We start from the raw sequence: 12794 nt of genomic DNA on the forward strand, positions 1-12794 counted from the left end.
ACGGCAAACGACTCCGCATCGGCGATGACGGCGGCGGAGTTCCGGGCGGCGCTCGAAGATCTCGGTCGGCCCGTCGCGACGGCAGACGAGATGGCACGAGCCCTCGACTGGTCGCACGCCGAGGCAAGCGACGCTCTCGACGAGCTGGCCGAAACGGGTTGGATCGAGCACGCGGACGTGGAGGACGACCCTGTAGTCTGGTACCCGACCGAGTTCGCCGCGTTCGTCGACCGCGAGCACGTCGTCGTCTTTCCGGAGCGCCGCGAGATCGTGGTCGAACATCCCGAGCAGTTCACCCGCGCTCAGCTCACCCAGTTCGCCCACCTCGTCGACTCGTCGGGGGAGGGCGCGTACATCTACGAGATCCGCGAGGAGGACGTCTGGTGGTCGCCACACGACCATCTCGACGCGTTCCTCCAGACTCTCCGGGACGTGCTCCCGGAGCGCTCGCCCGATCTGGAGGGGTGGATCGAAAGCCAGTGGGATCGCGCCCGGCAGTTCGCGCTGACCACCCATTCCGACGGGTACACCGTGCTCGAAGCCACGAATCCGTCGCTGATGGGCAACATCGCCCGCCAGCACCTCGACGACGACCACCTCCACGCACCGATCACCGACACCGAGAGCTGGGTGGTCGAAGGCTCCGAAAGCGAGATCAAGCGCACGCTCTACGACGCGGGCTACCCCGTCCAGGACCAGCGCGATCTCGAACAGGGTGCCGAACTCGATGTCGATCTCGAGCTCGAACTCCGTGAGTACCAGCGCGAGTGGGTCGAGCAGTTCCTCGAATCCGGTGCGGGCGTGCTGGTCGGGCCACCGGGAAGTGGAAAGACGATCGCCGCGATCGCCGCGTTGGCCGACGTCGGCGGCGAGACGCTCGTCCTCGCGCCGAGTCGCGAACTCGCGGGCCAGTGGCGCGATCAACTCCTCACTCACACCGATCTCGACCCGGACCAGGTCGGCGAGTACCACGGCGGCGAGAAGTCGATCCGGCCGGTGACGATCGCGACCTACCAAACCGCCGGGATGGACCGCCACCGCAAGCTCTTCGACGAACGCCGGTGGGGACTGATCGTCTATGACGAAGTCCACCACATTCCAAGCAAGGTGTTCCGCCGGAGCGCGGATCTCCAGGCCAAGCATCGGCTCGGATTGTCAGCGACACCCGTCCGGGAGGACGACAAGGAATCAGAAATATTCACACTCATTGGCCCGCCGATCGGCACCGACTGGGCGAAGCTGTTCGAGGCGGGGTTCGTCGCCGAGCCCGAGGTCGAACTCCGATACGTGCCGTGGGGGAGCGAGATCGACCGCGAGGAGTACGCGAGCGCCGAGGGTCACGAACGTCGGCAGGTCGCCGGCACGAACACCGCGAAGCTCGACGCCGTCCGCTCCTTGCTCGACGACCACCCCGACGCGAAGGCACTCGTGTTCGTCGAGTGGCTCGACCAGGGTCGCGAGTACGCCGACGCGCTCGACGTGCCGTTCATCAGCGGCGAGACCCGCCATGCCGAGCGTGAGCGGCTGTTCGACGAGTTCCGACGTGGCGAACGATCCCGACTACTCGTCTCGCGGGTCGGCGACGAAGGGATCGACCTCCCGAACGCCGAGGTCGCCATCATGGCCTCTGGGCTGGGTGGGTCGCGCCGCCAGGCCTCCCAGCGTGCTGGCCGAACGATGCGCCCGGCGGGGAACTCCCGGGTGTACGTCCTCGCGACCCGGGGCACCCGCGAGGAGGACTTCGTCCGCCAGCAGCTCCGCCACCTCGTCGGGAAAGGCGTCCGACTGTCCGAGACCGAGATGAACGACCCGACTGGTCCGTAGCGATCGGCGTATCGACCGACGACGGACGGGGGCGAGCACGGGCTTCGTCGCCGATCTCACTGGGTTAATCTGAGCAATTAGTTATATTTCTACGGCTGCAAACGGACGACTGTCCGCTGCTTTGCGACGCACTACTCCGTTCCAAGTTTCGTCTTCGTGTACGCCTTCAGTCCGCCTTCGTCGACAAGGGACTGCAGGAACTCGGGGAGTGGCTCGGCGTCGTAGGTTTCGTCGGTCGTGTGATTATGGACCAAGCCGTCGCCGAGGTCGATGCTGACGTCGTCGCCGTCGTCGATCTGGTCGGCGGCTGGGCAGATCATCACCGGGAGCCCGAGATTGAGCGCGTTCCGGAAGAAGATCCGCGCGAACGACTGCGCCACGATTCCTGAAACTCCTGCACCGATGAGCGAGAGCGGGGCGTGTTCGCGCGACGAGCCGGAGCCGAAGTTGTGGCCTGCGACGACGTAATCGCCCTCCGAGACTTCTGCCGCGAACGCTGGGCGGAGGTCCTCAAACGCGTGCTCGGCGAGTTCCTCTGGGTCGCTGGAGACGATGAACCGCGAGGGGGTGATCTGGTCGGTGTCGATGTCGTCGCCGAACGTCCACGCCTGACCGTGATCGAGGTCGGTCGTCACGTCGGCACCTCCTCGGTCAGAACCACGTCGTCGTATCGCTGGGGATCGCCACGGCGCGGATCGGTGATCTCGCCATACAGTGCCGAGACGCCGACAGTTGCCGGCGACGCGAGGTACACACTACTGTCCATCGATCCCTCGCGACCCGGGAAGTTCCGGTTCGCGGTCGCGAGACAGACGTCGCCGTCGCCGAGGACGCCCTGGTGGTAGCCCGCACACGGGCCACAGCCGGCGTTCTGGATGATCGCCCCGGCATCGACGAGCGTTTCGAAGACGCCCGTCTCCAACATTCGGCGGTACACCGATCCCGATGCGGGGACGACCACCATCCGGACGTTCGGTGCGAGTTCTTCGCCCTCCACGACGTCGGCGACCAGCTTGATGTCCTCGTAGCGCCCGTTCGTGCAGGTCCCGACGAACAGCTGGTCGATCGGTGTCCCTTCGACCGCACCGACGTCGACCGCGTTCTCGGGGTTCGCGGGTTTCGACACCTGGGGTGCGAGATCGGTCGCCTGGTAAGTGTGGATGGATTCGTACACCGCGTCGTCGTCCGGCGACGTGGGTCCGTCGAGGTCGCACTCGATCCCCGCCTGGTGTTCGAGATATGAGGCAGTTCGCTCGTCGGGTTCGACGAATCCCGTCTTGCCGCCCATCTCGATCGCCATGTTCGAGAGGACGAGTCGCTCGTGGATCGGGAGCGACTCGATCGCGCCGCCGCCGTACTCGGCGGCCTGGTACGTACAGCCGTCGAAGCCGACATCGCCGATGAACTTCAGGATGAGGTCCTTCGCGTAGACACCGTCCGGAAGGTCGCCGTGCACCTCGAAGCGCTTCGTCTCCGGGATGCGAAACCAGAGGTCACCGGTCGCGAGCGCGGTCCCGAGGTCGGTCGAACCCACGCCAGTGCCGAATGCACCGATCCCTCCATACGTCGTCGAGTGCGAGTCGGCTCCGACGACGAGATCGCCGGGATGGACGAACCCCTCCTCGACGAGAACGGCGTGACAGATGCCGTCGCCGACGTCGAACTGGTGTGCGCCGTGCTCGGCGGCGAACTCCCGGACTGCGTTGTGGTTGTTCGCCGCCTTGACGCCGTCGGCGGGGGCGTGATGGTCGATGGTGAACACCGTTCGCTCGGGCGCGAACAGCTCGGCGTCGTCGCCGGTCACGTCATCGAACGTCTCGAACGCGAGCGGTCCGGTGATGTCGTGGGCCATCGCCACGTCGATGTCCGCCTCGACGTACTCGCCCGCTCGAACGTCCGTGTCGGCCTTCTCCGAGAGGATCTTCTCCGCGATTGTCTTGCCGGTCATGATTGTGGGAACGGTTGCTGCGTCGGTCTCACTTTGTGTTTGGTCGCGCGCGGTTGTCAGTCCTGCGGTCGGTCGTCGGCGACAGTCGCCAACACTTCTTCGACTGTTCCGCCCATCAGGACGTGGCTCGTCGCGCCGAGATCGAGCTGTTCGGCGACGATTTCGGCCGCCTCTGCCACGTCCTCGAAATCGGCAGCCACGTCGACATCCATCCTGGTGAGCATGTGAAGGAGGTCCTCGGTCGGTGTGTTGCCGACTCCCACCATCCCTTCGGGGAGCACGACACCGCCGCCGAGGCCGCAGACCGACGTGTCGAAGCGGTCGACGCCGTACTGCATCGCGACGAGCGTGTTCGCGAGGCTCATTCCGTTGGTGTCGTGGAGATGGAGCCCACAGTCGAGATCGGGCCAGCGCTCGAACACCGCCGTGAACGTCGCGGCGATCTGAGCGGGGTCGGCGAGCCCCATCGTCGTCGCGAGCGTCACCTCGTCGACGCCGGCCTCGACGACGCGCTCGACGACCGCAAGGGTACGCTTCATCGGGATCCTGCCTTCGTAGGGACAGTAGAAGCTCGTCCCGATCCCTGCCTCGACCTCAATACCCACCTCGGCGGCGATCTCGACGATCGACTCGACCTCGGCGAGATTCTCCTCGACGGTCATGTTCTGATTCTTCCGGCTGTAGCTCTCGCTCACCGTCACCAGGGCGTTCACCTTGTCCATCTCGGCATCGACCGCGCGCTCCATTCCCACCGTGTTGGGCACGAGCGCGCGGTAGGTCACGTCGTCGTGACGCTCGATCCCCGCGGCCACCGCGTCGGCGTCCCGCAGCGTCGGCACCGCGTCCGGGTGGGTGAACGACGTGACTTCGATTTCGTCGATTCGGGTGGCGCTCAGCCGGTCGACGAGTTCGACTTTCCGATCGGTGGGAACGAACTCGTCGAGACGCTGGAACCCGTCGCGAGGGAGCATCTCGACCACCGATACCTCGTCGGGCACCGAGAGCGGGCCGTGCTCCATCAGATCACCTCCTTCTCGGCGAGCTCCTCACGGAACGATTCCTCGTAATCGAGGAAGTCGCCGTACACGGCGTCGTTGTGCGCTCCGAGCTCGGGGCCGAGGTGATCGACGGTGCCTGGCGTCTCGCTGAACTTCGGAATCGCGTTCTGCACCAGCCCCGTGCCAAGGTCCTCGTCCTCGACCTCGACGAGCGCCTCGCGGGCGCGGTAGTGCTCGTCGTCGGCGATGTCCGCCACGTTGAACACGGGTGCGACGGTCGCGCCGGTCTCGTCGAACGTGGCGAGCACCTCCTCGCGGCTATGCTCGGCCATCCAGTCCTGGATGATCGTGTCGAGTTCGTCGACGTTCGCGAGCCGGCGTTCGTTCGTCTCGAACCGGGGATCGTCTTTCAGGTCGGGTCGGTCGATCGCGTCGAAGATCCGCATCGCGGTCGGCTGGGTCGATGCCGAGATAGCGACGTACCGCTCGTCACGAGTCCGGTAGACGTTCCGCGGCGCGGAGGAGGTCGAGCGGTTGCCCGAGCGCTTTTCGATCTCGTCGCGCTGCTGGTATCGCAGGGGCTGCGGACCGAGCAACGAGAAGATGGGCTCGATCAGGCTGGTATCGATTACCTGGCCGCCGCCGTCGTGCATCTCGCGGTGCCACAGCGCGAACATGATCGAGAACGTCGAGAACATCGCCGCGACGCCGTCGGCGAGGCCAGTGGGCGGCAGCAGCGGCGGCCGATCGGGGAATCCGTTGAGGTGAGCGAATCCGCTCATCGACTCGGCGAGCGTGCCGAACCCCGGTCGTTCGGCGTACGGGCCGGTCTGGCCGAATCCCGAGATGCGCAGCGCCACGAGGTCGGGGTTTCGCTCCAGCAACCCGTCCGGCGCGAGCCCCCACTTTTCGAGGGTCCCTGGCCGAAAGTTCTCGACGAGGACGTCCGCCTCGCCCACGAGGTCCTCGAAGACGGCCCGCCCCGCGTCCGCCGAGAGGTCGAGCGTCACGGAGTGTTTGTTGCGCCCGAGGTACTTCCACCAGAGGCCGGTTCCCTCCTTTTGCGGGCCGAAGCGACGCAGGTGGTCGCCGGTTCCGGGACGTTCGATCTTGACGACCGTCGCGCCGAAGTCGGCGAGCAGCCGCCCGACCTGACCGGCGGCGATCATCGATCCCGCCTCGACGACCACGAGCCCGTCGAGCGGTCCCTGTCCGTCGGTGAGCGTGTTCCCCCCAGCAGCCGTGGCGTCCATGTCTGTGTTCGAACCTTTTCCCGTCATGTCGTCGGTGTTGTTCGTGTTCGCATCCATGTGTTGTATCGATGAGTCGCGCCGTTCGATCGGAAACGGATCGGCTCGCCAGTGGGCGATCAGTCCGCCGTGATCGGCCGGTCGATATGCGTCCCGCGGCCCCGTTCGCCGACGACCTCGCCGTCCTCGTAGGCGACTTCGCCGCGGACGATCGTGTGGGTCGGCCAGCCGGTCACCTCGCGGCCTTCGTACGGCGAGTAGTCGGCCGCGCTCTGCAGCAGCTCCGGCGTCACCGTCTTCGGCTCGTCGAGGTCGACGATCGTCAGGTCGGCGTCGGTCCCAGTTCTGATCGAGCCTTTCTTCGGATAAAGGTCGAACGCTTTCGCGGTGTCGGTCGACGTGACCTCGACCGCGCGCTCCAGCGAGATGCGGTCCTCGTGGACGCCTGCCGAGAGGACGAGCGGGAGCATCGTCGCGGTCGACGGGAAGCCAGGCAGGCTGTCGGGCACGTCATCGCCGATTTTGTCCTCTGCGAGGTTGGCACAGTGATCGGTGCCGATACACGAGATGGTGCCGTCGGCGACCCGCTCCCAGAGGGTTTCCTGATCCTCTTTTGAGCGCACGGGCGGGTTGACGTTGTGGCGCTCGTCGCACTCCTCGGTCGTCAGCGCGAGGTAGTGCGTACACGTTTCGCCCGTGATCTCCCAGCCCGCGTCGTGCAGCATCGCCAGCTCGTCGGCAGTTTGGCCCGAGGAGATGTGAACCGCATAAAAATTGTCGTCGTAGCCGTGCTGGCGGGCCAGCGACCCGCTCGCAGTCATGCTCTGGGCCTCGGCGTAGCCGGGGAACTGCTCGACGAGCGCGTCGTAGTCGCGGTGCTCTCCGTCCTCGTCGGTCTCGACGTCGAGGTAGGGGTTGTCGCCGCGCGCGCTGGTGATCTCGACGTTCTCGGAGTGGTGGCCGAGCGTCGTCGGGACGTCCTGCTCGGCGAGCGCCTGGATGAACGCGTCGCCCCAGTCGTCGCGCATCTCGCAGTCGACGCCGAACTTCTCCGGCGCGACGTACTTGTAGTTCATGTACCACTTGAACGATGTGATCCCGAGCTCGTCGACGATATAGGGGATCTCCTCGATGTGGTCGTACGAGAGTAACCCGAGCGAGAAGAAGTAATCGTGGTAGTAGTTGTCCTCTGCTGCCGCGACGTACTCGTCCATGATCTCGCGGTACGAGTCGGGACGGCGGAAGTAGTTCCCGATGGTGGTCACGCCGCCGACGAGACCGGAGCGCGACTCGGTCTCGGCGTCGGCTTCGAGTCCGCGATAGATGCCGTGGTGGGTGTGGGGGTCGATGGCCCCCGGAAGGACGTGCTTCCCGCTGGCGTCGATCTCGCGCTCACCGGAGAGCGCTCCTGGAGTGGCGACCGCGGCGATCGCGTCACCGTCGGCGGCCACGTCGGCGTCGAAGGTTCCCTGCTCCGGCGAGACGACAGTACCGTTCGCAATGACGAGGTCGTGTGTCATGGCTGTGTTCGAGTGGGTCGTACGGAAGTGAGTCGTCCGGGAGTGATTCCTGCATTCATTCGGTGATCTCCTCGACGTACGTTTCGACTTCGTCTCGCTCCAGTACCTCGGCGTACTTCATCCACAGATCGAGCAGCGCGACCTTGTGAGAGGCCTCGATCCGGTCGAACAGACATTCCTGTGGGAGGATCACGTCGAACCCGTTCTGCTGGGCGTCGATGCTCGTTGCGCGCACGCACCCGCTCGTGGAGTTGCCGACGATGATCACCGAATCGTGGCTACCACGAACGAGCCGCGAGAGCAGGTCCGTGCCGTAGAACGCGCTCGCGTATGACTTATCGATCACTGTCTCGCCCGGTTCGGGGGCGACCGTCTCGACGATGTCGAGGTCCTCGTGATCCGGGTCATCGTAGCTCGTCGGGACGACCCGGGTGTACGCGACGGGGAGGCCATGCTCGCGGGCGAAATCGAGGAACGGCCCGATCTCCTCAATCGCGTCCCACGCGATCTCGCCCATCGCCGTCCGGTAGTCCTCGATCGCGTCGAGGATAGGTTCGTCCTCCCCAACGACGAGGCGCTGGACGTCGATGACGAGGACCAGCGGATCGGTCCCCAGCCCGCGGGAGTCCCAGCTCGACGCGCCGGCCTCGTCGTAGCCGGCTTTCTTGATGACCTGGCGATCCCGTTCGGTCAGCAGGTCGTCCCAGATGTGCTCGGTCATGCGAACGAATCACGAATCGGTTTCTCGCCGATCGACATAAGCCTTCGTCACGTCGTGTCCTCCCCCGACGGTGTGGGGGCGAACGTTTCGAGCATCCGGTGGACGGCCTCGTCCTCGACGCCGGCGGGCGCACGCACGATCGGCAGGTCGACGCCCATCTCACGGATCGTCGACAGCCCTGTTCGCACCTCGTCGGGCGTTCCTGCCACTGCGACGAGGTCGAGGAACTCCTCGCTCACTCGGTCGGCGGCCGTCGCGTCCGAATTCGCCGCTCGAATCGCCGCGACCTCGTCCGCGAAGCCGGCCTCTTCGGCGACCCGGCCGTAGTACCCCGGAATCTGCCGAAGGTAGTAGACGACGTGTTCGGCCGCGGCGCGGCGCGCTTTCGCCGGATCCTCGTCGACGCTCGTGAGGACGTACATCGCGACATCGATCTCCTCGACGTCCCGTCCAGCCCGGTCGGCCCCGCGCGCCAGCCACCCGGTTGCCGTCTCGAAGCGCGGTCGCGGGTAGAGGTTCGGCAGCCAGCCATCGGCGTACTCGCCGGTGAGCGTGACGTTGCCCTCGCCGAGCGCCGCGTTGTAGATCGGGATTTTCGCCCGCTCCGGCTCGAAGGCGTCCCAGAATCGCGTCCGTTCCGGTGTGTAGAACTCCCCGTCGAAGCCGTCGGCGTCGCCCCGGAGGTACCGCCGGACCAGATCGACGTACTCGGCCATGCGCGCGAGCGGGCGATCGAACTCCGTACCATGAAATCCCTCGACCACGCCGGGGTGGGCGACGCCGAGACCGAGAATCGCCCGGCCCCCCGAATGTGCGTCGAGCGTCGCCGCCGCCTGGGCGAGCGCCGCGGGCGTGCGCGAGTAGACGTTCACGATCCCGGTCGCGAGGCCGATCCGATCGGTCGCGGTCGCCCACCGTTCGAGCTTGCCGAATGCCGTCCGGCCCTGGCCTTCGGCGGCCCAGACGCTCTCGTAGCCCAACCGTTCGGACCGTCGGACGAGATCGAGGTCGTCGCGGAGCGAGAGGAGCACCCCGATACGGTCGGTCACGAATCGACGACCCCCGCCACGAGGAGGTCGTTCCAGATATCGAGGCGCTCGATCCGGCCGTCCGCGACCTCGTAGACGTCGATGTAGCGAACGCCTTCGAACGCCTCGCCACGGTTGTCGACGCCCGAGAGCGTCCCGATGCTCACGACCGTCGACCCCGACTCGATCCAGCGGTCGAACGTCTTGGTCGCCCGCTCGTAGCGCGGGGCGAGATGATCGAGGAATGCCGCGAAAGCGTCCTCGCCGGCGAACGACGCGCCAGGAAGCGTGATCGTCGGCTCGGCAACGAACAGCTCGCCGGCGGTCCGCCGGCGGTCGTCGTCGGCCATCCGGTCGAAGAACGCCTCGGCGACGGCACGCGGGGCTGGTGTGTCGCTCATGCCTCTCGAATCGTTCACACCGCAACGACCTATCTCCTTCGGCCACGCTGTCTCGATGTGCGGTAGCTTTACGCATATGCACCCCAAGCGTGGGACATGAGCGAGTCGGCACAGCCGACGCTGCGAGACGACCGTACCGAGACCGTTCCCGCGAGCGAGGTCGAGTGGGACGTCAGTACCGACATGCTGATCGCCGGCGGCGGCGGGACGGGGCTGGTCGCGGCGCTCGCGGCGAGCGAGTCCGATCTTCAGGTGACGGTCCTCGAAAAGACCGACGCGGTCGGCGGGAACACCTCCCTCTCGACCGGGATGATCCCCGCAGCGGGAACGCGCTACCAGGCCGAGGCGGGAATCGAGGACGACCCCGAAGACATGGCCGCCGACATCCTCGCGAAGAACGACTGCGAGGCCGACGAATCGATGGTGTCACACCTCTGTGCCGAGAGCGCGTCCCTCGTCCACTGGCTTGTCGACGAATGGGACGTCTCGCTCTCGCTCGTGGACGATTTCAAATACCCCAAGCACTCGGAGTACCGGATGCACGCCCCGCCCGGCCGCAACGGGGAGAACCTCGTTGCAGAACTCAAAGACAGAATCGAGGCGACTGAGAACGTCGAACTCCTGACGAACGCGCCTGTCACGAAGCTCGTCGCCGACGACGGAGCGGCGGGCGTCGCTGGCGTCGTGGCCGGCGAGCGCCGCGAGGAGTCGATCGAGGCCGAACGCGTGATCCTCGCGACCGACGGGTTCGCCGGCAACAAACGGATGGTGACGGAGTGGTGCGCGGAGATTGAGGAGGCGCTCTACTTCGGGGCCGACGGCAACACGGGCGACGGGATCCGGTGGGGGGCCGAGCTCGGGGGCGACCTCGCGTGCATGGACGCCTATCAGGGCCACGCGACCGTCGCCTACCAGACGGGGGCGCTCTCGACGTACGCCGTGGTCATGAACGGCGGGATCGTGGTGAACAGGGAGGGCGAGCGCTTCGGCGACGAATCGGCCGGCTACTCGGCGTTCGCGGTCGACGTGCTCCGCCAGCCCGACAACGTCGCCTACGAGGTCTTCGACGAGCGCATCTTCGACCGTCTCGACGGGGAGTTCGACGACTTCGACGAGGCCGTGTCGCTGGGAGCCTATCACGAAGCCGAGTCGGTCGAGGCCCTGGCCGACCATCTCGGCTGCGACCCCGATGTGACGGCGGCGACGGTCGAGCGGTACAACGAGGCGGTCGCGGCGGACGAGCCCGACGAAACCGGTCGTACCGACGGCGTCAACACCCTCTCGCCACCGTTCTACGGGGCCGAGGTCACCGGCGCGCTGTTCCACACTCAGGGTGGGCTCGTCGTGGACGAACACGGTCGGGTGCTCCGCGAGGACGGCTCGCCGGTCGAAGGGCTGTACGCCGGCGGGGGCTGTGCGGTCGGGATCAGCGGCCACGGGCCTGGCGGATATCTCAGCGGGAACGGGCTGACCACGGCGCTGGGTCTCGGCCGTCTCGCAGGGCTCCACGCGCGCCGATCGCTCGACGCGGACTGACCGATCGGCTCGTCGCTCGTGATTCTTTTGTGACACGACCTGTCGAAGATCGAATGTAAGTGTTTTATGTGATGGCCCGAAAAGGTGGCGTGTAGCATGCGCAGAAGTAACAAGCCCCCGGCATCGGCGGACAGGCGACGGTTCATCAAATACGCTGGCGCGGCCGGCGTCACGGGGTTGGCGAGCCTCGCCGGCTGCTCTAGCGACGACGCGGGTGGCAGCGGGGAGAACGGCAGCGGCGGTGGCGGCGACGGTGGTGGACAGGAAACCACTGGCGGCGAGGGGACGGAAGGTGGTGAGGAGACCACCGGCGGTAGCGGGAACAACAGTGAAGGTGGAACGACGAGCGGCTCCGCCGGCGGCAGCACGGAGGAGGTCCTCATCGGGTCGAACCATCCACTCTCGGGATCGCTCGCGTCGACGGGCGTCGGCATGAACAACGCGATCAAGCTCGCCGCCCAGCGGAAGAACGAGGCGGGCGGCATCGAGTCACTCGGGGGCGCACAGGTGCGCGTGTTGGAGGGCGACAATCAGGGCCAGCAGGAACTCGGTGGCCAAGTGACCCAGGAGCTCATCGACGAGGGGGCGAAGGTCGTCTCGGGCTGTTTCGCCTCGCCGGTGACGACGGCGGCGACGCAGGTCGCGGAGCGCCGACAGACCCCGTTCGTGATCTCGGTCGCGGCCGCGACGGACATTCTTCGTGGACGGGGATTCAACTACGTCTACCGGCCACAGCCCCCGGCGCGGAGGATGGCCATGGACTACGCGAACCTCGTTCCCGAGGTCATCCGCCAGAACGGAGGAGAGATCGGCACCGCCGGGCTGTTCTACGTGAACAACAGCTACGGCCAGTCGATCAACGAGAACCTGAAGCGCTCTCTCCCCGAAAACGGCGTCGAGGTGGTCACGGAGACCGCGCTCGAACTCGGGGCCTCCAGCGCGAACACGCAGGTCTCGAAGCTCAAGCAGGCCGATCCCGACACGGTGATCGCGACCACGTACGTGCCTGGCGGTGTGACGCTGGTGGACGCGATGCAGAACCAGAGCTACCGGCCGCCTTACCTGACGGCCTGTGCGAGCGCGACGTTCACCGACGACGCGGCCGTGAGCGACGTCGGCGAGTTCGCGAACGGCGTCCTCGACAACAACTACGCGCTGAACCCGACGGTCGACAAGACCCAGGAAGTGCGCGAGCAGTTCAACAGTTCGTACGAGGGCTCGTTCAGCGCGAGCGTCGGGATGGCGTACACCGCGGGCGAGGTCATCATCGAGGCGATCGAGCAGGCCGGCAGCACCGAGCGCGAGGCGATCAACGGGGCGCTCCAGTCGCTCACCTACAAGGACCACATCGCCGCGATGGGTCCGATTACGTTCCAGGACAACGGCGAGAACGAGAACGCGCTCGCCGCGGTTAACCAGGTACAGGACGGCACGATCAACGTCGTCTACCCCGAGGAGTTCGCGGGGGTAGAACCGATCGTCGAAAGCTCGTCGAACTGAACCAACCTGCGCGACTCCCGCGGTCTCGGCCTCGCGCGGTCGCGCCCGTCTCACAGCCTGATCACACT

General features: G+C 66.4%; 11 protein-coding genes. 3 read left to right on the top strand and 8 right to left on the bottom strand.

The features are described from left to right. Positions 1-24 precede the first annotated feature (24 nt). On the top strand, positions 25-1824 hold the full coding sequence (locus tag PHA81_RS14260) for a DEAD/DEAH box helicase (protein WP_273837335.1): 1800 nt from the start codon (positions 25-27) through the stop codon (positions 1822-1824). A gap of 131 nt (positions 1825-1955) precedes the next feature. On the opposite strand, the gene PHA81_RS14265 is transcribed toward PHA81_RS14260, so the two are convergent. From PHA81_RS14265 to PHA81_RS14300, 8 genes are read right to left on the bottom strand one after another with little or no spacing between them, the layout of a single operon-like run. Beyond that, positions 1956-2459, bottom strand: a complete 504-nt coding sequence (locus PHA81_RS14265; RefSeq protein WP_005042365.1) for a 3-isopropylmalate dehydratase small subunit — start codon at positions 2457-2459, stop codon at positions 1956-1958. Beyond that, positions 2456-3772 carry a 3-isopropylmalate dehydratase large subunit gene (locus PHA81_RS14270; RefSeq protein WP_005042362.1) on the bottom strand — a complete coding sequence of 439 codons (1317 nt, stop codon included), beginning with the start codon at positions 3770-3772 and terminating at the stop codon, positions 2456-2458. Before PHA81_RS14270 ends, PHA81_RS14265 begins: the two co-directional genes overlap by 4 nt. Before the next feature lie 56 nt (positions 3773-3828). Then, positions 3829-4791, bottom strand: a complete 963-nt coding sequence (locus PHA81_RS14275; protein WP_005042358.1) for a hydroxymethylglutaryl-CoA lyase — start codon at positions 4789-4791, stop codon at positions 3829-3831. Continuing rightward, entirely contained in the window at positions 4791-6080 is a 1290-nt protein-coding gene (locus PHA81_RS14280; protein ID WP_005042357.1) for a CoA transferase, read from the bottom strand. Before PHA81_RS14280 ends, PHA81_RS14275 begins: the two co-directional genes overlap by 1 nt. A 59-nt stretch (positions 6081-6139) precedes the next feature. After that, positions 6140-7540 carry an amidohydrolase family protein gene (locus PHA81_RS14285; RefSeq protein WP_005042355.1) on the bottom strand — a complete coding sequence of 467 codons (1401 nt, stop codon included), beginning with the start codon at positions 7538-7540 and terminating at the stop codon, positions 6140-6142. 55 nt (positions 7541-7595) lie between these two features. Beyond that, positions 7596-8261, bottom strand: a complete 666-nt coding sequence (locus tag PHA81_RS14290; protein ID WP_005042353.1) for an isochorismatase family protein — start codon at positions 8259-8261, stop codon at positions 7596-7598. Between the two features lie 47 nt (positions 8262-8308). Further along, positions 8309-9310, bottom strand: a complete 1002-nt coding sequence (locus PHA81_RS14295; protein WP_005042351.1) for an LLM class flavin-dependent oxidoreductase — start codon at positions 9308-9310, stop codon at positions 8309-8311. Further along, positions 9307-9690, bottom strand: coding sequence for a nuclear transport factor 2 family protein (locus PHA81_RS14300; protein ID WP_005042350.1), 384 nt, complete (start codon positions 9688-9690; stop codon positions 9307-9309). The genes PHA81_RS14295 and PHA81_RS14300 overlap by 4 nt, the downstream gene beginning before the upstream one ends. 96 nt (positions 9691-9786) lie before the next feature. On the opposite strand from PHA81_RS14300, the gene PHA81_RS14305 reads away from it, so the two are divergent. Next, positions 9787-11226: an FAD-dependent oxidoreductase gene (locus PHA81_RS14305; protein ID WP_005042346.1), complete on the top strand. Its 1440-nt coding sequence runs from the start codon at positions 9787-9789 to the stop codon at positions 11224-11226. A 96-nt stretch (positions 11227-11322) separates the two neighbouring features. Beyond that, a complete protein-coding gene (locus PHA81_RS14310) occupies positions 11323-12726 on the top strand; it encodes an ABC transporter substrate-binding protein (protein WP_049909947.1) in 1404 nt (467 codons plus the stop codon). Positions 12727-12794 lie beyond the last annotated feature (68 nt).

It is taken from the genome of Halococcus sp. PRR34 (genome assembly GCF_028617175.1).
Classification (GTDB): domain Archaea; phylum Halobacteriota; class Halobacteria; order Halobacteriales; family Halococcaceae; genus Halococcus; species Halococcus salifodinae.